The 18,286-nt window shown below is 71.5% G+C and carries 15 protein-coding genes; 12 read left to right on the top strand and 3 right to left on the bottom strand.

Translation table 11 applies throughout. From position 1 onward, the window contains the following. The first annotated feature begins 1 nt into the window (after position 1). Positions 2-1,585 carry an ABC transporter substrate-binding protein gene (locus tag J2Z30_RS19000; RefSeq protein ID WP_044568312.1) on the top strand — a complete coding sequence of 528 codons (1,584 nt, stop codon included), beginning with the start codon at positions 2-4 and terminating at the stop codon, positions 1,583-1,585. A 20-nt stretch (positions 1,586-1,605) separates the two neighbouring features. Here J2Z30_RS19000 and J2Z30_RS18995 read toward each other — a convergent pair whose 3' ends face one another. Together J2Z30_RS18995 and J2Z30_RS18990 are read right to left on the bottom strand one after the other, a co-directional pair. Beyond that, on the bottom strand, positions 1,606-2,403 hold the full coding sequence (locus J2Z30_RS18995) for an SAM-dependent methyltransferase (RefSeq protein WP_044568311.1): 798 nt from the start codon (positions 2,401-2,403) through the stop codon (positions 1,606-1,608). Between the two features lie 128 nt (positions 2,404-2,531). Further along, positions 2,532-3,347 (bottom strand): VC0807 family protein, encoded by an 816-nt coding sequence (locus tag J2Z30_RS18990; protein WP_308279961.1) that lies wholly within the window; start codon positions 3,345-3,347, stop codon positions 2,532-2,534. A 613-nt stretch (positions 3,348-3,960) separates the two neighbouring features. Between J2Z30_RS18990 and J2Z30_RS18985 the strand changes: the two genes are divergently transcribed. Further along, positions 3,961-6,255, top strand: coding sequence for a molybdopterin-binding protein (locus J2Z30_RS18985; RefSeq protein WP_044568309.1), 2,295 nt, complete (start codon positions 3,961-3,963; stop codon positions 6,253-6,255). Positions 6,256-6,577: 322 nt separating this feature from the next. On the opposite strand, the gene J2Z30_RS18980 is transcribed toward J2Z30_RS18985, so the two are convergent. Beyond that, the gene (locus J2Z30_RS18980) at positions 6,578-7,612 is read right to left on the bottom strand and encodes a hypothetical protein (RefSeq protein ID WP_044568308.1); all 1,035 of its coding nucleotides are present in this window, start codon (positions 7,610-7,612) and stop codon (positions 6,578-6,580) included. A gap of 308 nt (positions 7,613-7,920) precedes the next feature. Between J2Z30_RS18980 and J2Z30_RS18975 the strand changes: the two genes are divergently transcribed. From J2Z30_RS18975 to J2Z30_RS18930, 10 genes are all read left to right on the top strand, one after another. Further along, a complete protein-coding gene (locus tag J2Z30_RS18975; protein ID WP_052701229.1) occupies positions 7,921-10,092 on the top strand; it encodes a HAMP domain-containing protein in 2,172 nt (723 codons plus the stop codon). Positions 10,093-10,101: 9 nt separating this feature from the next. Continuing rightward, on the top strand, positions 10,102-11,631 hold the full coding sequence (gene pgsB, locus J2Z30_RS18970) for a poly-gamma-glutamate synthase PgsB (protein ID WP_044568306.1): 1,530 nt from the start codon (positions 10,102-10,104) through the stop codon (positions 11,629-11,631). Further along, positions 11,628-12,110: a poly-gamma-glutamate biosynthesis protein PgsC/CapC gene (locus J2Z30_RS18965; protein ID WP_044568305.1), complete on the top strand. Its 483-nt coding sequence runs from the start codon at positions 11,628-11,630 to the stop codon at positions 12,108-12,110. The genes pgsB and J2Z30_RS18965 overlap by 4 nt, the downstream gene beginning before the upstream one ends. 21 nt (positions 12,111-12,131) lie before the next feature. After that, positions 12,132-13,193, top strand: coding sequence for an NlpC/P60 family protein (locus J2Z30_RS18960; RefSeq protein ID WP_044568304.1), 1,062 nt, complete (start codon positions 12,132-12,134; stop codon positions 13,191-13,193). A 114-nt stretch (positions 13,194-13,307) separates the two neighbouring features. After that, complete coding sequence (locus J2Z30_RS18955; RefSeq protein ID WP_044568303.1) at positions 13,308-13,745, top strand: Fur family transcriptional regulator; 438 nt, start codon at positions 13,308-13,310, stop codon at positions 13,743-13,745. A 34-nt stretch (positions 13,746-13,779) separates the two neighbouring features. After that, positions 13,780-15,993: a catalase/peroxidase HPI gene (katG, locus tag J2Z30_RS18950; RefSeq protein ID WP_044568302.1), complete on the top strand. Its 2,214-nt coding sequence runs from the start codon at positions 13,780-13,782 to the stop codon at positions 15,991-15,993. A 200-nt stretch (positions 15,994-16,193) separates the two neighbouring features. Beyond that, a complete protein-coding gene (locus J2Z30_RS18945; protein WP_044568301.1) occupies positions 16,194-16,571 on the top strand; it encodes a Tat pathway signal sequence domain protein in 378 nt (125 codons plus the stop codon). After that, positions 16,568-17,176: a class F sortase gene (locus J2Z30_RS18940; protein WP_044568300.1), complete on the top strand. Its 609-nt coding sequence runs from the start codon at positions 16,568-16,570 to the stop codon at positions 17,174-17,176. Before J2Z30_RS18945 ends, J2Z30_RS18940 begins: the two co-directional genes overlap by 4 nt. Positions 17,177-17,275: 99 nt before the next feature. Next, a complete protein-coding gene (locus tag J2Z30_RS18935) occupies positions 17,276-17,767 on the top strand; it encodes an RNA polymerase sigma factor (protein WP_020866784.1) in 492 nt (163 codons plus the stop codon). Continuing rightward, positions 17,751-18,281, top strand: a complete 531-nt coding sequence (locus J2Z30_RS18930) for a hypothetical protein (RefSeq protein WP_044568299.1) — start codon at positions 17,751-17,753, stop codon at positions 18,279-18,281. Before J2Z30_RS18935 ends, J2Z30_RS18930 begins: the two co-directional genes overlap by 17 nt. Positions 18,282-18,286: the final 5 nt, after the last annotated feature.

The raw sequence follows: 18,286 nt of genomic DNA, 5'->3' as shown, positions 1-18,286 counted from the left end.
CATGCTGCTCCGTCTGTTCCGCCGTCATCCTCGCGAGTGGGGGCCGCTCGAATGGCTGGCCGTCGTCGGAATCGGCGTCCTGGTCGCCGCCGCGATCACCATCGCCGTCAACGTGGCGCAGGGCCCCGGCAGGTGCGGTGACGACCTGCGGGACATCGACGGGGACTGCGTGGGCGTCACCGAGGAAGCCTTCGAGGCGGACCCGGGCATCGAAAGCCTCATCGGGGCGGTGGCGGACGAGAACGCCCGGGTGAAGCGGGGCTGGGAGGACCCGCCGAGCGGGCCCAGGATCCCGTACGTACGGATCGCGCTGATGATGCCCTTCACCGCGGACGACCACAGCGCCATGACGGTGGACATGATCCGCCGCGGCATCGCGGGTGCCCTGGCCGCCCAGCGGCAGGCCAACCGCTTCGGCGGACCGCACTACCAGCTGCTGCTCGCCCCCGACGGCCGCAACCTCGACCAATGGGAGCCCGTCGTCGACCGTCTCGCCGAGCTGACCAAGGACACCCGGGCGCCGCTGGTCGGCGTGACCGGCATCCCCAGCAGCACACCGGAGACCCGTAAGGCGATCGCCGCGCTCAGCAAGCACAGCATCCCCACCGTCGGCCCGGTCATCACCGCGGCCAACATGAACTCCCCGTACTTCTTCAAGACCTCGCCCAACAACGACCAGTTCGCCCGCGCCCTCAAGCTCTACCTGGACAGAAAACCGGCCCGGCACAGAGGCTTCCTGGTCTGGGACAACCGCAGCGAGGACGTCTACTCCCAGAACCTGCGCAGCGTCTTCGAACGGCACTTCGGCGACGCGTACGACCTGACCAACCACAACTCGAACTTCACCGGCACCTCCGGAACCGACAAGGGCATCCCCCAGCGGTTCACCGACGCCGTCCAGAAGATCTGCAACGAGAAGTCCGACACCGTCTTCTTCGCGGGCCGCGACCAGGACCTCCCCGCCTTCATGGAGCGCATGGCGCAGGAGGGCAGCTGCGGGCGCACCACGACGCTGCGCATCCTGAAGGTCGGCATCGGCCTGGAGCCCACGCTCACCGGGGACGCGCCCCGCCGATGGCTGGACGAGGCACGCGCCACGATCGTCGACGCCTCCGCCGTCGACCCCGCCTGGTGGGCGGGCGAGCCCAAGAAGGCGCTCGGCCGCTTCCTGGACCGCTTCAGGGAGATCGAGACCCGGCACAAGCTGGGCGACAAGCCGCTCGACGACGGCTACGCCGTGATGTACCACGACGCCTTCACGCTGCTCGCGGGCGCCGTGGACCGCACCTTCGCCGAGATCAACGAGGGCGGCAAGAAGACGCCGGAGGCGTTGAGCATCCCGACGAAGGACGATGTGTACAACACCCTCATCATTCCGAGCATCGCCGGTGACGGGTGCAGCTCCTGCCTGGTCGGCGCCGGAGGGACGTACGGGTTCGAGGGTCCGGGCAAGAACGACCAATGGGCCGTGTGCAAACCCGTGCCCGTGGTCGAGTTCCCGTCGAGGGTCCGCTCCGGCGATCCGGGCGCGCCCGGCCTCTACCGCACCTACCGGGACGGCTCCAAGAACGCCTGCCCCTCCTGAGGCCAACCGCGCGCGGCGGTTCAGCCGGTCTTGCGCGCCACCCCGCCGTAGTAGCCGATCTCCCCGGGCCCGGTCGGCGGCGGGGCGTCCGGGCGCCAGAACGGGACCTCGGCCAGACCGGGCTCGACCAGGGTGAAGCCGTCGAAGAACCGCTCGATCCGATCGCGGGACCGCAGGCTCAAGGTGGCGGTGGCATCGTTGTAGACGGCCGAGGCCGCGCTGCGGTCGGCGAAGTCGTCCGTGGCGTGGGAGAGCACCAGGAAGCTCCCGGCGGGGAGCGCGTCGCGCAGGGTGGCGACGACCCACTCGGGCCGCTCCGCCTCGGTGAGGAAGTGGACGATGGCCACGAGGAGCACCGCGACCGGCCGGTCGAGGTCGATGACCTGGCGGACCTCGGGGTGGTCCAGGATGGCCCGCGGGTCGCGCAGATCGGCGAGCGCGATGCTGGTCGCGGCCGAACCGCGCAGAAGCACATTGGCGTATGTGTTGACGATGGGGTCGTTGTCGACGTACGCGACGCGTACGTCCGGCGCCAACTCCCTGGCGACCTCGTGCACATTGGGGGAGCTGGGCAGCCCGGTGCCGATGTCGAGGATCTGCCGGATCCCGCTGTCGACCACATGGCGCACGGCGCGCCGCAGGAAGTCGCGGTTGGCCCGTACGCCGCTCCACACCTCGGGTGCCGCGGCGGCGAGCCGGTCAGCGGCCTCGCGGTCCACCTCGTAGTTGTTCTTGCCCCCCAGCAGGTAGTCATAGATCCGGGCAGGATGCGGCCTGCGGGTATCGATCTCCTCGGCGCGGAAGCCGTTCTCCGTCAACGCAAGTCTCCTCTCGACGACCGTCACGGCCCCCGCCCGCGTTCGACTGGCGAACAGCTTCCCACACCGACCCCGGTGCCGGACGCCGGAGTTCTCCGCGCCCGGCCTTCCGGTGTCAGACGGCCCGGTCAGCCCTCGGTCGCCGCGGCTGCCGGTGCCGCTTCCGCCTCCGCCTCCGCCGCCTCCGCTTCCGCCGCTGCCGCTGCCGCCGCGGCGGCAGCGCGGGCCTGGCCCTTGCGGCGCGACCGCTTGCCGTAAAGGGCCGTCCACGTGCCGAGGGAGCCCAGCACGGCGTAGATCAGGACCGGGCTCAGGATCACCATCGTGTCGGTTCTGAGGGTGTAGGACAGCACGACCCGGACCGCGGACTCGATGCAGTAGGCCACGCCCCAGACGGTCGTCATCGTCATCATGGCCCTGCGGAAGCCATCGACATGCCACAGGCCGTTCCACCAGGCGGTGCTCGCCTCGGTGCCGTCGGTGGCGAACTTGCGCCCCAGGTAGAACATCAGGGGGCGCGGCGCCAGCAGCGTCGCCAGGCACAGCACCCCGAACAGCCCGGTGACGCATGAGTCCTTGATCAGCAGCGCGCGGGCCGAATGCGCTCCGACGGTCGACACCACGGCCGTGATCACGATGAACACCAGCGTGACGATGGCGAGTTCATCGAGGCGGCGGCGCCAGGCGAGGTGGACGGCGCCGTCGACCACCGGCCACGCGCTGCTGATCAGCAGCGCGGCGAATTCGCTGAAGCCATGGTCGCGCAGTGCGTTGTACGTAATGATCGGTGCGGCGACATTGAGGCTGAGCGTGACGGCCCAGCCGAGAATGGCGGCCCTCTTGGACCGGGCGGGCGCTTTCGGCCGCTCGCCGGTCTGTGGCGCCGGCGCCTCCGTATCCGATGCGCTCGAGGCGCCTTGCGTGGTCGAGTCCTGAGTGAGCACGGTTCCCCTGTAAGTGTGCCTGGTGGTGCTGTGCGTGGTGGTACGAGAAAAGAGAAACGTAAAGCAGTCATGTCGTAAGAGGACAGTGCAGGGACGCCGATGTTTCGGGAAGTCACAGTCCATTGCGCTGAGTGGCCCTGAGAAAAGCCCTTTGCGAACACCGTCCGGTTAACGGCAGTTTCCGGTGTGTACGGTGCACTGGAAAATCCGGCCGCGCCCCCTGATAGCGGGTCATTGCGGGGCTTCTCCTTACGCCAGGCATACGGGAGAGCCGGTACCACGGCGTGGTCGGCGGCCTCCGAGTGACGTCACCCGGGGGGCGCGGGCGCCCCCAAGGGTGCGACCCAGCCGGTCGGCGCCGCCGATGCCCCGGGCGGAAGCGCACCGGCCCCGGTGGCCCGAGCCATGCTCCGCATGGCCGCTCCAGGGAGGTGGCGCGAGCTGGCCGGAGGTTGCGGGCGGTGACGGGCGCCGGGCGGTGACGGGCGCTCGGTTAACGCCTCAGAGCGGCATTTCTCGGCCAGCTTTGGTCCGTACCTGTAAGTGATCTCTTCTGGAGACGAACCTGTGGGCGTCAACGTCCTTGATCCCCCGTCACGGAAGGATCTGCCTCATGTGGTACCGACGGATCAGACGGACCGCGGCGCGCGGCGCCGGAGCGCGCGGCGCCCGCGTCCTCGCGACCGGATGCGCCCTCGCCGCCCTCGGGCTGGCGGCAGGCCCGGCTCCCGGCGCCCTGGCCGCCCCTGCGGAGGGCACCCCAACCGCCGTAACCTCACCGGTCCCTGACGCCATGGCCCACACCGTCACCCTGGTCACAGGCGAGCGCGTCACGCTCGGCGCGGACGGGAGCGTCGTCGTGGCGCCGCGGCCGGGAGCGGAGGCGGACTATGTCACCCGACGGTTGGACAACGATGTCTTCGTCATTCCGCTGACCGCGCTGCCGTATCTGGGCCGCGCCCTGGACCCCGCGCTGTTCAATGTCTCCGCCCTCGCCGAGGCCGGGGTGACCACCACTCCGGTACGGGTCGAGGCCACCGGGGGCGCCACGGCGCCGCGTTCGGGTCCCGCCTTCGGCGCGGCGCTGGCGAAGCAGGTCGGCGCCGAGGCGGCGGAGGGCTCCGCCGGCGACGGCCCGCTGTTCGGCGGCGTCACCTCCGTCGTACCGGCGGTCGCCACGGCTGATGGGCGGGCCGCCCCGCGCCCGCCCGCGCGGGCGGACGACACGCGGGCGGACTTCACGCGGGCCGACCATACGCGGGCCGACCACCCCGTGAAGGTCACCGTGCTAGGTACGGACGGCAAGCCCCTCCCGGGCACCACGCCGTTCGCCCTGGCCAACGTCGACGACGCCGCCCGCTACCGGGAGCCGTCCCTCCAGGCCGTCGACGGCGAGGCGAAGGCCGAGGTCCCCGCGGGCCGCTACAGCGCCATGGTCTCCGCCCCGACCTTCGACGGCGCGGGCGAGTCGACCGGCATCCGCATGGCCACCGCCGAGTTCACCGTCCCCGACGGCGCCACCGGGACCGATGTCGTACTCGACCTGCGCAAGGCCACCGAGCGGGTCACCTTCTCGACCCCGCGGCCGGCCGAGGAGCACCAGCTGATCCTCCACTACCTGCGCGATGACGCCAAGGGTGAGGTGGCGGTCAACGGCGGCGTCGGCGTCTCCAGCGGCGCCCCCGTATACGTCCAGCCTTCCAACCGCCCCGTCACCACCGGCGATCTGCGCTTCAACGTCTACACCCACCGCAAGGCGCCCGCGGACGCCGCCATGCCCTACTCCTACGACCTCAAGCTGGCCAACCCCGCCGGGGTGATCGCGAAGAACCAGCACTACAAGGTCACCGGTCGCCAACTGACCACCGTGCGGACCAACTACCACAGCGATACGCCGGGCCGCGCCCAGGAGATCGCACGCCTGATGTATCTGCCGTACGAATCGAGCGGCGAGGCGCTGTCCGAGCCGTTCAAGGCACCGGCGCAGCGGATCGAGTACGTGGGCGGCTCACCCGGCGCCTCCTACCAAGGCTGGCTCAAGGCCGGGGAACGGCGCTTCGTGTCCGAGAAGCAGACCCTCCGGCCCGGCCGGACCACCGCGGTCGACTGGCTGCGCGGCCCGCTGGCCCCGGGCTTCACCGAGCCCGCGCGGGGCGCCGCCGCGGAGGAGACGTGGTACTGCGCGGCGTGCCGCAAGGGCGACGCCCTCACCTTCTCCCTGGCCACGGTCATGGACTCCGCCGGTCACCACGTCCTCGCGTTCCCGTCCGACATCACCTCCTCGCACTTCGCGGTGGTCTCCGGCGACACGACCCTGTACGAGGGCGACGGCGTCTCCGGTGGCGTCCTGACCGTGCCGCCGCGGACGGCTCCGTACAGGGTGGTGTACGACCAGACCAGGACGAACGGCGAGTTCCACCAGTCGCTGACCACGCACACCGAGTGGACCTTCTCCTCGGGCCACTCGGGCGCCCAGACCGTGCCGGACAACTGGACGTGCGTGTCCGAGGCGGGCGAGTACGACGGGCCCGCCGAGTGCTCGGCGCTGCCGGTCGTCGTCCCGCACTACCGGCTCGACGCGGCGCTGGACGGCACCAGCCCGGCCGGTGACGACCATCTCGTCGTCGGCTTCGGGCACGTACCGGGCGTGGCGGGCACGCCCGCGGTCACCAAGGCGAGGGTCGAGGTGTCCTTCGACGGCGGCGAGCGGTGGACGGCGGCGGCGATCACGGCGCTCGGCAAGGGCCGGTTCCGCGCGGACTGGACCACCCCGGACGCCGCGGTGGGCCGGGACGCGTCGCTGCGCGTCACCGGGACTGACGCGGACGGCAACACGGTGGCGCAGACGGTGAAGAGCGCGTTCACGGTGGCCGCGGCCCGGGGTCAGGGCGTGTCCGCCGGATCGTGATGCCTGCGGCGGGCTACTCCCCTCCCCGCCCCTTCCCGAAACCGGGGCTCTGCCCCGGGCCCCGGTCCGGGGTTCTGCTCCGGGCTCCGGTCCGGGGTTCTGTCCCCGGCCCCGGACCGGGGCTCCGCCCCTTCCCGCAGCGTCGATATGCGGCTCCGCCGCGTGGCGGGGCTTCGCCCCGGGCTCCGGGGTCCAGGGGCGGAGCCCTTGGTATCGGGAAGGGGCGGGGAGGGGAGAGCATCGATATGCGGCTCCGCCGGATACTCCGTAGCGCGGGTCGTCCTCCGCCCACCGGGCGGTCACCGCAGGAATGGCCGGGTGGTCAGCCCGCGTCGTCCTTCGCCCACCGCGCGGTCACCGTGCCGATGGCCGCCACCGCTTGTCCGATCTGTCTGTCGCTCGCGCGCACCGACCGCGCGAACTCGATGTGCAGGAACGGCACATGTTCGGCGGCGGCCCTGCGGCCCTGGACGTTGTCGCGCCCCTCCAGGGGGCAGCTGCGGACCCAGGCGCGGCAGACCGAGAAGTGCCGCGCGGTCAGAGCGGCCGCGAGGCGGCGGGCGTCCGGGCGGCCCGCCCGGCCCCTGCCGGTGGAGGCGACGACGTCCCGGCCCGGCGCGGAGTCGTCGGCGAAACCGTGGAGCTGGACGCCGGGCAGCCCGCGCCGGGCGAGCTCGTCGCAGACCGCGTCGAAGACCGAGTCCGGGCGGTGGGCGGCGTCGGCGGCATCGTCGTCCCCGGCCCTGCGGTGGGCGCCCGCGAGCACCAGGACGCCGCCGGGGGAGTCCAGGAGCACGCGTGCGCCGAGCCGTTCGGTGTCCGCGTCGGAGACCGGGTGCGGCACCTGGACCGACCAGCGGACGGGCGCGGAGAGGTCCACATAGATCCGGGCCCAGCCGCGCGGGTCGGGCCCGTCCCCGGTGTGGTCGGACAGCTCGGCGTAGCGGCGGCGGGTGCCGGTGTCGGTGCCGGTGGTGCCGGTGGTGCCGGTGGTGCCGGTGTCGGTGTCGGTGCCGGTGAGCGTACGGAGCCGGAAGCCCACGTCTGCGAGGAGCGGGCGGGCGCGGCCCGGGTGTCCGTCGAGGATCAGGCCCACCGCGTCGGCGACGTCCCGGCGTTCGGCGCGGCGCGGCTCCCGGTAGTCGCCGTCGGGGTCGAGCCCGGCGGTGAAGTCGGTGATCCTGCGCTCCAGTGGTCGCTCCAGCGGGACCTCGGGGGCCCGCGCGCCGTCCGACGTACGGCCGTTGTCGTCTCCGGACGACCGGGCGATCGTATACGTGCTCAATGCCGCCACGAGCAGGCCGAACACGACCGTGACGGCCGCCACGGTGATCGCCTTCGCCCGTACCTTCGCCATGACCGCCTCATCGTAACCACCCGCTTTACAAGGGCATATCGGGATGAGAGGGGTGAAGAACGGTGAAGAATGACCTCTGGGTGAACGCCCGGCAAAGAATGCAAGGCCACCGTCTGCCCAGACTTGATTGAGACCAAACAGGTTTCCTCGTTTTTTCTTTAAGATGTGCAACCCTTTGATCGGTCTGGCTGTCTGACGGTCCGGATCGCACTCGAGTGCGCTCTGTGTGGTGTGAGTTGCATGAGAGGAGCCCATCCGTGGCCGCTTCGCGTCCGAAGCGGCGGCACAAGGTCCGCCGAAGGGCCGACATGTCGCTTGTGGGGGGTATTCGTCCCCCCATAGCCGTGCTGTCGGTTCTGCTTCTCTCCCTCGCGGGAATCACCGCCCTCACCCTGGGCAAACCGGACAACGCCCTGGTCCCCAGGGCGGTCCTGACCTCGCAGCAGTACGTCGCCGAGGACGGCGCCATCGCGCTACGGGCGTCGCTCGACGAGTCGGTCACCGACCTCACCGGCACCGCGACCCTCTTCAACGAGGGCAAGCCGGTCTCCGCCGACACCGTGCTGGACAAGGTCGGCGAGGTCTACCAGAAGTGGCGTGGCACCGCCGTCATCGAGATCAAGTCGGGCAAGATGCTCGCCGCCCGCGGCGAGAACGTCCCGCTGACCGCGATCGATCTCAGCAAGCTCTCGCGCAGTGACGGGCTGGCCCCGCGCATGGTGCGCCTGGAGAACGGCCAGACCCGGCTGATCATCCCTGCCCTACTGTCCTGGAAGGGTCGGCCGCAGCAACTGCTCGTCGCCTCCAGCACCCTCGGCTTCCCCGGTGTCGACCTCGGACCGGGCCGCGCCATCGGCGTCGTCGACTCCACCGGCCGGCTGCTCTCCAGCCACGGCGCCCTGGACAGCGAGCGGGCCAGGAAGCAGCTCGACTCCTTCGCCAAGACCGCCGCGCGCAAGGGCCGGCAGCACCCCATCAAGGCCAAGGAGCCCGGCGCGGGCGGCTACACCGGCGTCAGCGGCCACCTCACCGGGGGCGCCGCCGAGGACGTCCGCGCTGTCGGCGGCTACGCCACGCTCACCCCGCCCCAGCCCGGTGAGTCCACCACCGCCAGCAGCCTCGGCCTGACCGTCGTCACCGGGGTCGACGTCTCCGCCAAGGTCTCCCAGATCACCCGCCCCGCCTTCGGCGTGGCCGCCGCCGGGGCCCTGCTGTTCATCGGCGGGCTCGCGGTGATGGTGCTGCTGGGCACCGTGCAGCGCCCGCTGATCCGGCTGTTCCTGGAGAGCCGCCGCCTCACCCGCGGCGACCTCGCCCGCCCGGTGAGCGTGCCCAGGGCCGGCGAGGCCGCCCGGGTGGGCGCCGCCCTCGAGCGGCTGCGCCGGCAGCTCCAGGGCGAGCCCGCCGATGCCCCGGGCCCGGCCGTACGCAAGGGCCTGGGCGCCCGTGCCCTGCTCGCCGTCTGCGCCGTCCTGCTGCTCGTCTGGTCGGTCCCGCTGATGCTGGTGCTCAACCGCGCCGACTCCTCCGTCAAGGTCCCGGCCCAGATCGTCCACGACCAGAAGTCCCGCACCGTGACCCTCAGCGACCGGGTCCGCCGCGCGCTCAACGAGGGCCACGCCGATCTGTCCGCGGTCGCCGCCCTGATCGGGGACCGCACCACGCCCGAGGACATGAAGAAGGTCCTGGAGCGCACCATGGAGGACCACGACCGCTACCAGTCGATGTACGTCCTCGGCGCCGACGGCGAGATCCTCGCGCGGGCCGGTGACGGCCCTCACCACGAGGACGGAAAGGGCCCCTCGAAGCGCGCCATCGAGGTGACCGGCGAGGGCGGCAAGAAGCCCGTGGTCACCGCCACCGCCCAGGCGCCCGGCCGGGGCGGGGCCGCCGTCGTCGGCGAGTTCCGCATCGAGTTCGTCAACGCGCTGCTGGGCCGCCAGGGCATGGGCGAGGTCCGCGTCGTGGACGCCAAGGGCCGGGTCATCGGCGGCGACTCCGGCTACATCGCCTTCGAGAAGGCGCCCTCGCACATGAGCTCGCTGCTCGCCGCGAAGCAGGCGAACGCCACCGTCCAGCGCGGCGGCACCGTACGGGTCGCGGCCGTCGCGCCGTTCAGCGGCGGCGGTGCGGCCAAGTCGCTCCAGTGGAGCCTGGCCAGCTGGCAGCCCGCCTCGGGCCTCGCGATCCCCGAGTACAGCCTGCAGAACCGGACCGTGCTGGCCGGACTGCTGGGGCTGACCGCCGCGGCCGCCTGTCTGGGCTGGCTGCACATCGTCGTCGTACGGCCCCTGCGCGCCCTGGCCGGACAGGCCGAGGCGCTCGCCGCGGGCGACCGCAAGACCGTGCTGTTCCCACGCCACCACGACGAGGTCGGCGCCGTGGTCCGCAGCCTGGAGCTGATCCGGCAGCAGCTCCAGGGGCAGCCCCGCAAACGCGACGGCGGCAGCCGGACCCCCGCCGGCGTCGGAAGGAACTGAGGCCCCACCGTGCTCTTCCTCTACACCGTGCTCGTGGTGTGCGAGGCCGTCCTGCTGATCGCCGGCATCGTCGAACAGCGGCGGCACCAGACCAACCTCGACGTGATCCCCACCCGGGTCCTGGTCAACGGCATCCGCGGCAAGTCCTCCATCACCCGGCTGTGCGCGGGCGCCCTGCGCGGCGGTGGGCTGACCACCGTGGCCAAGACCACCGGTACGGCGGCCCGCTTCATCCACCCCGATGCCACCGAGGAGCCCGTCTACCGGAAGTTCGGCATCGCCAACGTGGTCGAGCAGATCGGCATCGTGCGCCGCGCCGCCGCCTACGACCCGGACGCGCTCGTCATCGAGTGCATGGCGGTCATGCCGGCGCTCCAGGAGATCAACCAGTCCAAGCTGATCCGCTCCACCATCGGCGTGCTGTGCAACGTCCGCGAGGACCACCTCGCCGAGATGGGCCCCACGCTGGACGACGTGGCGCGCTCGCTGTGCCGGTCCATGCCGGAGAACGGCATCTGCGTCACCGCCGAGCAGGACCGCTTCCACATCCTCCAGGAGGAGGCGGACGCCCGGAACTGCCAGTTGATCTACGCCGACCCCACGACGGTCAGCGACGAGGAGCTGCGCGGCTTCAGCTGGTTCACCTTCAAGGAGAACGTGGCCATCGCGCTCACCGTCGCCGAGCTGGTGGGCGTCGACCGCGCGACCGCCCTCCAGGGCATGTACGACGCCCCGCCGGACCCCGGCGTGCTCTCCGTCGAGCGGTACGCCACCGAGGACGGCAAGAAGCTGCGCTTCGCCAACGTCTTCGCGGCCAACGACCCCGAGTCGACGCTGATGAACATCAACCAGCTGCTCGACCTCGGCGCCGTCCACCGCCCGCTCAACGTGGTCATCAACTGCCGCCCCGACCGGGTCGAGCGCAACGGCCAGATGGGCGAGATCATCCCCGATCTCGACCCCGAGCAGGTCTTCGTCATCGGTCACCCGGCCAAGTCCGCCATCGACGCCATCCCGGCCCAGTACCGGGACCGCGCGGTCGACCTCGGCGGCGACCGCCGGGATCCCGAGGAGTTCATGGCCGAGCTGCTCGGCCGCCTCGGCCCTGACTCCTCCCTGGTCGCCATCGGCAACATCCACGGCCAGGGCGAGATCCTCCTGGAGCACCTCGCCGAGCTGCCGCCCGACGAGAGCGCCGATGACACCCCGGCGGCACCGACCGCACCGGCGGGCGGCGAGCGCCATGTCGAGCACGTGGACACGGTCCAGCTGTACGCGCCCCGCCTGGACCCCTACCAGGGCTACCCGGAGGCGTACGAGACCCGGTACGCGCCCCAGACGCACGTACCGCATCAGCGCACCCCCGAGCGGCCGTACCCGCGGACGGCACCCGGCCAGGGCTCCCGGGAGCCCTGGCCCGCCGCCGTACCGGCCTCCGACGCCCCGCGGCCCCGCGGCCTGTTCGAGCCGCGGGTTCCGCCCGCCCCGCCCGCCGACGACTCCCAGCAGTGGCAGAACCCAGGAGAGCAGCACCGTTGATCCCCTCCGTCCTCACCCCTGAGATCGCCGCCATCGGCATCGCCATCGGGCTGCTCTTCTCGCTGGTCTGCTACCTGACCACCAACCTCTCGCCCGGCGGCATGATCACCCCGGGCTGGCTGGCGCTGACCCTCGTCGAGGATCTCCAGCGGGCCGCGATGGTCGTCGGCGTCACCGTGCTGACCTACGTGGGCACGCTGCTGATGCAGAAGTACGTGATCCTCTACGGCAAGAGGCTCTTCGCCGCGGTCGTCCTGCTCGGCGTGACCCTCCAGGCGACCGTGATGATCATCCTGTCGCTCGAGTTCCCGCTGATGTACGCGAACCAGACCCTCGGCTTCATCGTCCCGGGCCTGATCGCCTACCAGCTGGTCCGCCAGCCCCGGGGGGCCACCCTGCTGTCCACCGGGTCGGTGACGCTGATGGCGTATGTCGTCCTCACCGCCGGAATCCTCCTCGGCGTCATGCCGTCCGCCTGACCCACCACCGGAGCCGATCCCATGCCACCGAAGAAGAAACGCCCCGTACTGCACGCCGTCACCGTGCTCGCGCTGCTCGGCGCCAGCGGCTATCTGACCGTGGAGCTCAGGAAGGACGAGCAGGACAAGACGCCGGCCACCCAGGCCGTCATCGACGAGCCGAACCTGGAGAACGGCACCGGCCAGCAGAGCGGCAAGCAGACCTGGGAGCGGCTGAAGAACCCCGCCCGCACCATCCTGCGCGGCGGCAACGGCCAGATCCTCGCCACCTTCACCGACCACGCCCGCACCGCCACCCTGCGCGGCCCCTCCCGCACCTTCGGCGAGCCCGCCAACACCAAGTCCAAGGTGATCACCGAGGACTGGGTGCGGCTGATGCCGGAGCCGTGGGCCGAGGGCGCCGAGAAGAAGCAGTGGTTCAAGGACTGGTTCAAGGAGAACTACGGCAGCAAGAAGGAGGACCTCTTCGCGATCGCCTTCCAGTACGTGACGGGCGCGAAGGTCAAGAAGGACGCCCAGGGCATCCCGTACGCGGGCGACGCGGTCTTCGGGCCGTTCAAACCGGACGGCGTGGACCGGCTGGAGCAGAACGACTTCTACGACTACCTCGGCATCTCCTACACCTTCCGCGACGGCACCACGATGGCCGCGCGCAAGGAGCGCTACCGGGCACTGGACTGCTCCGGCTTCATCCGCATGGTCATGGGCTACCGCGCCCGCTACCCCCTGATGGCGAACAACGCCCTCGGCGACGGCCTGCCGCGCACCGCCAACGGCATGGCCCGCTCCAAGGTGGGCGTCGATGTCATCAAGATCCAGGGCTCCGGCCCCTGGTACACCCGGCCCACCAACATCGATGTGCTCCAACCCGGTGACCTGCTGTTCTTCAAGATGGATCACCGCACCGGCGACCATATGGACCATGTCGCCCTGTACCTGGGGCTGGACACCGACGGCCACCGCGTGTTCGTCTCCAGCCGCAAGGAGCAGAACGGCCCCACCATCGGTGACAACGGCGGTGTCTCCCGGATCGATGGCAACGGCTTCTACGCCGGGCTCTTCCGCAGCGCCAAGCGCCTCTGAGGGCGTGGGGGGAGAAAATCGGGATGAACCAGGGCAAAAGTTTTACGCGTGGCGCTAGACTTTAACGGCTCGTTTCCTTGTAGCGTTCGCGTTTGTACGGGTAGGTTCTGCGCCATGACCGCATCCCAGACTCCGACCACTGCCGAGGAGCTGCGCGGTGTCGGCCTGCGGGTGACGGCCGCCCGTGTCGCCCTGCTGGAGACCGTCCGGGACGGTGATCACCTCGGGGTCGAGGCGATCGCCTCCGGGGTACGCGACCGTGTCGGCCACATCTCCCTCCAGGCCGTGTACGAGGCCCTTCACGCCCTGACGGCGGCGGGCCTCGTACGCCGCATCGAACCGGCCGGCAACCCGGCCCGGTTCGAAGGACGCGTCGGCGACAACCACCACCACGTCGTATGCAGGTCGTGTGGTGCCGTCGCCGATGTCGACTGCGCCGCCGGTGAGGCACCCTGCCTGACCGCGTCCGATGACCACGGCTTCTCCGTCGACGAGGCCGAGGTCATCTACTGGGGCCAGTGCCCCGACTGTTCCACCGCCACCAGTTCCTGAGCACCATGATCCGCCCTAGCGTGGAAGGATTTCCATGTCCGAGAACCATGAGGCAATCGTCGTAGACCCGAAGACAGAGGAAGCGGGGGGCTGCCCGGTCGCGCATGGGCGTGCTCCCCACCCCACGCAGGGCGGCGGCAACCGGCAGTGGTGGCCGGACCGGCTCAATCTGAAGATCCTCGCCAAGAACCCCCCGGTGGCGAACCCGCTGGGTGCGGAGTTCGACTACGCCCAGGCTTTCCAGGCCCTCGACCTCGCGGCGGTGAAGCAGGACATCGCCGAGGTGCTGACCACCTCGCAGGACTGGTGGCCCGCCGACTTCGGCAACTACGGCCCGCTGATGATCCGTATGGCCTGGCACAGCGCCGGCACCTACCGCATCAGCGACGGCCGCGGCGGCGCCGGTGCCGGTCAGCAGCGCTTCGCCCCGCTCAACAGCTGGCCGGACAACGCCAGCCTCGACAAGGCCCGCCGTCTGCTCTGGCCGGTCAAGAAGAAGTACGGCCAGAGCATCTCCTGGGCCGACCTCATGGTCCTCACCGGCAATGTCGCCCTGGAGACGATGGGCTTTGAGACCTTCGGCTTCGGCGGTGGCCGTGCGGACGTCTGGGAGGCCGAGGAGGACGTCTACTGGGGCCCGGAGACCACCTGGCTCGGCGATGAGCGCTACACCGGCGACCGTGAGCTGGAGAACCCGCTCGGCGCGGTCCAGATGGGTCTGATCTACGTCAACCCGGAGGGCCCCAACGGCAACCCGGACCCGATCGCCGCGGCCCGCGACATCCGTGAGACGTTCCGCCGGATGGCGATGAACGACGAGGAGACCGTCGCCCTCATCGCCGGTGGCCACACCTTCGGCAAGACCCACGGCGCGGGCCCCGCGGACGCCGTCGGCCCGGACCCGGAGGCCGCCCCGATGGAGCAGCTGGGCCTCGGCTGGAAGAGCACCCACGGCACGGGCGCGGGCAAGGACGCCATCACCAGTGGCCTCGAGGTCACCTGGACCACCACCCCCACCCAGTGGAGCAACGGGTTCTTCAAGAACCTGTTCGAGTACGAGTACGAGCTCACCAAGAGCCCGGCCGGCGCCAACCAGTGGGTGGCCAAGGACGCCCCGGAGATCGTCCCGGACGCCTTCGACCCGAACAAGAAGCAGCGCCCGACGATGCTCACCACCGACCTGTCGCTGCGCTTCGACCCGATCTACGAGCCGATCTCCCGCCGGTTCTACGAGAACCCGCAGGAGTTCGCGGACGCCTTCGCCCGCGCCTGGTACAAGCTGACCCACCGCGACATGGGCCCGAAGTCGCTGTACCTCGGCCCGGAGGTCCCGGAGGAGACCCTGCTGTGGCAGGACCCGCTGCCCGAGGCCGAGGGTGAGGCCATCGACGCCGCCGACGTCACGGCGCTCAAGGCCAAGATCCTCGACTCCGGTCTGACCGTCTCGCAGCTGGTCGGCACCGCGTGGGCGTCCGCCGCCTCCTTCCGCGGCAGCGACAAGCGCGGCGGCGCCAACGGCGCCCGGATCCGCCTGGAGCCGCAGCGCGGCTGGGAGGTCAACAACCCGGACGAGCTCGCGCAGGTCCTGCGCGCCCTGGAGACCATCCAGAGCGAGTTCAACTCCGGGACCAAGAAGGTGTCCCTGGCCGACCTGATCGTCCTCGGTGGCTCCGCCGCCGTGGAGAAGGCCGCCAAGGACGCCGGTGTCGACGTCGAGGTGGCCTTCGCCCCGGGCCGTGTCGACGCGGCCGACGAGCACACCGACGCCGAGTCGTTCGCCGCGCTGGAGCCGACGTACGACGGGTTCCGCAACTACGTCGGCAAGGGCAACCGCCTGCCGGCCGAGTACCTGCTGCTGGACCGGGCGAACCTGCTCACCCTGAGCGCCCCGGAGACGACCGCCCTGGTCGGTGGTCTGCGCGTGCTGGGCGCGAACCACGACGGTTCCAGGCACGGCGTCCTCACCGAGACCCCGGGCAAGCTCACCAACGACTTCTTCGTCAACCTGCTCGACCTGGGCACGACCTGGAAGTCCACGTCCGAGGACCAGACCACGTTCGAGGGCCGTGACGCCTCGGGCGCGGTCAAGTGGACCGGCACCCGTGCCGACCTCGTCTTCGGCTCCAACTCCGAGCTGCGCGCCCTCGCGGAGGTCTACGCGAGCGACGACGCCAAGGAGAAGTTCGTGCACGACTTCGTCGCGGCGTGGGTCAAGGTCATGAACCTGGACCGGTTCGACCTCGTCTGATCCGCTCCGAGCACCATGTCCAGGCCGGTCCGCACGGACCGGCCTGGACGCTTTTCGGCCCGAAATGCCGGTCCCGGCAGGGCCGACGGACACGCTTTGCCATCTCTTTACAACGCGCCGCGCCGCTGCCTCGTCTCTCCGCTCGATCCGTAACCCAGCCCGCCGAACTGCCGGGCGGACCGACGAAAGAGAGCGACTCCATGCGCCGCACTGTCCTCAGCGCGATGACACTCGCGTGCACCGCCGTACTGGCGACCACCGTGCCCGCGTTCGCCGACGACGCGACCCCCGCCCCCCGCCGCACCCCCGCGGCCTCCGCCAGCCCGGTCCCGAGCGAGGCGCCGACCCGCAAGCCCACCGCCGCCGCCCAGGCCCCGAGGGAGGAACCGGCCAAGAAGCGGGACCGCGGCCAGGTCGCCGTCGTGCCGAAGGGCGCGCCGAACACCGGAGTGACGGACGAGTCCTCCGGGTCGTCCGGGACCGAGAGCGCGCTGATCGGCGGGGGAGCCGCCGCCGTGCTCGCCGCGGGCGGCGCGGCGGTCCTCGTCGTCCGCCGCCGGCGGGCGACCGGGGCATGACCCCGTTCTCCAGGCGCGCCTTCGCCACCGCGGCGGCGGCCTCGCTGCTCGCGGGCTGCGGGGGCCACCCGGCCCGGCGGACCACGGCCGCACCGAGCTCCGGGAGGAGGCCACCGCCGACCCCCGGGAAGGCGGCGCGTCCCCTTGGGCGCTCGGTCCCGGTCGGGCTGCGGATCCCGGCCATCGGCGTCGACACCCCGGTCATCCGGCTGGGGCTGGCGCCGGACGGGAGCGTGGCGGTCCCGCCGGTCACGGCCCACGACCGCGCGGGCTGGTACCGGCACTCGCCGACACCGGGGCAGCTCGGCCCGTCGGTCATCCTCGGCCATGTCACGGTCGGCGCCTACGGCGACGGGGTCTTCCGTCACCTGGCGCGGCTGCGCCGGGGCGACCGGGTCGAGGCGCGCCTGGAGAACGGCACGGCGGCACAGTTCGACGTCAGCGCCGTACGAACCGTGGCCAAGGCGGACTTCCCGGCGGACGAGGTCTACGGGAACGTGGACCGCCCGGAGCTGCGGCTGATCACCTGTGGCGGCCCCCGCTCCGGCGACGGCTACCTCGACAACGTGATCGTCTTCGCCACGCTGACGTCCGCCGGCCCCTGACCCCCGGATCCCGGGCCCGTGGAACCCATACCGGCGGCCCGGGATCCTCCCCTGACGAAGTGCCCGCACGGCCGAGTGCCGTCACGACCATGGAGTGCGTTGAAACGGTCCCGTGACAGGGCGGCGTCCGAGCTGTTCGCCGCCCTCTACCCGCGCCTGGCCGGCTGGTGCCGCCGGCTCGTCGACGACGACGAGACGGCCCATGAGATCGCCTCCGAGGCGTTCACCCGGCTCTGGGCCCGCTGGACGTCCGTGGAGGAGCCCCGCGGCTTCCTCTACGTCACCGCGGCCAATCTCGTCCGGGACCACTGGCGCAAGGTGGAGCGCGAGCGCAGGGCCATGCGCCGGGCCACCACGGAAGCCGCCGTCCGCCCCCACACCGAACAGTCCGACCCGTCGGTGCGCCTGCTCGTGCAGTCGCTGCCGGAACGGCTGCGCGTCCCGATCCTGCTGCACTACTACGCTGACATGCCGATCCGGGAGGTGTCCGTACTGACCGGGCGCAAGGAAGGAACCGTCAAGGCCGACCTCCACGCGGCCCGGGAACTGCTCCGCGTCCACCTGAGGAGAAGCCTTGACCCCACGCTGTGACGACGGCCCGGAGCACCTCGGCCCCGAGCGGGAGCCCGACGACCCCCTCGCGGTGATCCTGCGGCCCTCCTCCGACTACCTCGGCCCGCCCCCGGGCCGGTACGAGGCGATCCGCCGCGCCGCGGCCCGCCGCAAGCTGCTCCGCACCGCGGCCGGGGTCGGTGTGTCCTGCGCCGTGGCCGCCCTCATCGCGCTGCCGCTCCGCGCGGCGGCACCCGAGCCGCCCGCGCGCCCGACGGTCCCGCTCGCCCCGCCGCCCGCGACCGGCCGTACGACGCCCCCGCTTCCGTCGGCGCCCGCCGACCCCTCGGCGTCACCCTCCCCGTCGGCGCCGTCCCAGTCCGCGGGGAAGCGCCCCGGCCGCGGGCCCAGGAGCGAGACATCCGGCCCCCGGGACGGCGCGGAGGTCCCCACCCGCGGACGGTCGACGGCCTCCGGCTCCTCGGCGCGGGCCGTGCCGTCGGAGAGCCGGAGGGGAACTGCCACCACCCCCGGAACGACCCCTCGGCCGTAGGCGGT

Origin of the sequence: Streptomyces iranensis (genome assembly GCF_017874715.1) — a bacterium.
GTDB classification, from domain to species: Bacteria; Actinomycetota; Actinomycetes; order Streptomycetales; family Streptomycetaceae; genus Streptomyces; species Streptomyces iranensis.
The sequence above is the reverse complement of the archived record's forward strand: the minus strand, read 5'-3'. Positions and strand labels throughout refer to the sequence as shown.

Coding starts and splice junctions, on each gene's coding strand:
- J2Z30_RS19000 (WP_044568312.1), top strand. CDS start 2: ATGCTGCTCCGTCTGTTCCGCCGTCATCCTCGCGAGTGGGGGCCGCTC.
- J2Z30_RS18985 (WP_044568309.1), top strand. CDS start 3,961: ATGTGGTACCGACGGATCAGACGGACCGCGGCGCGCGGCGCCGGAGCG.
- J2Z30_RS18980 (WP_044568308.1), bottom strand. CDS start 7,612: ATGGCGAAGGTACGGGCGAAGGCGATCACCGTGGCGGCCGTCACGGTC.
- J2Z30_RS18975 (WP_052701229.1), top strand. CDS start 7,921: ATGTCGCTTGTGGGGGGTATTCGTCCCCCCATAGCCGTGCTGTCGGTT.
- J2Z30_RS18960 (WP_044568304.1), top strand. CDS start 12,132: ATGCCACCGAAGAAGAAACGCCCCGTACTGCACGCCGTCACCGTGCTC.
- J2Z30_RS18955 (WP_044568303.1), top strand. CDS start 13,308: ATGACCGCATCCCAGACTCCGACCACTGCCGAGGAGCTGCGCGGTGTC.
- katG (WP_044568302.1), top strand. CDS start 13,780: ATGTCCGAGAACCATGAGGCAATCGTCGTAGACCCGAAGACAGAGGAA.
- J2Z30_RS18945 (WP_044568301.1), top strand. CDS start 16,194: ATGCGCCGCACTGTCCTCAGCGCGATGACACTCGCGTGCACCGCCGTA.
- J2Z30_RS18940 (WP_044568300.1), top strand. CDS start 16,568: ATGACCCCGTTCTCCAGGCGCGCCTTCGCCACCGCGGCGGCGGCCTCG.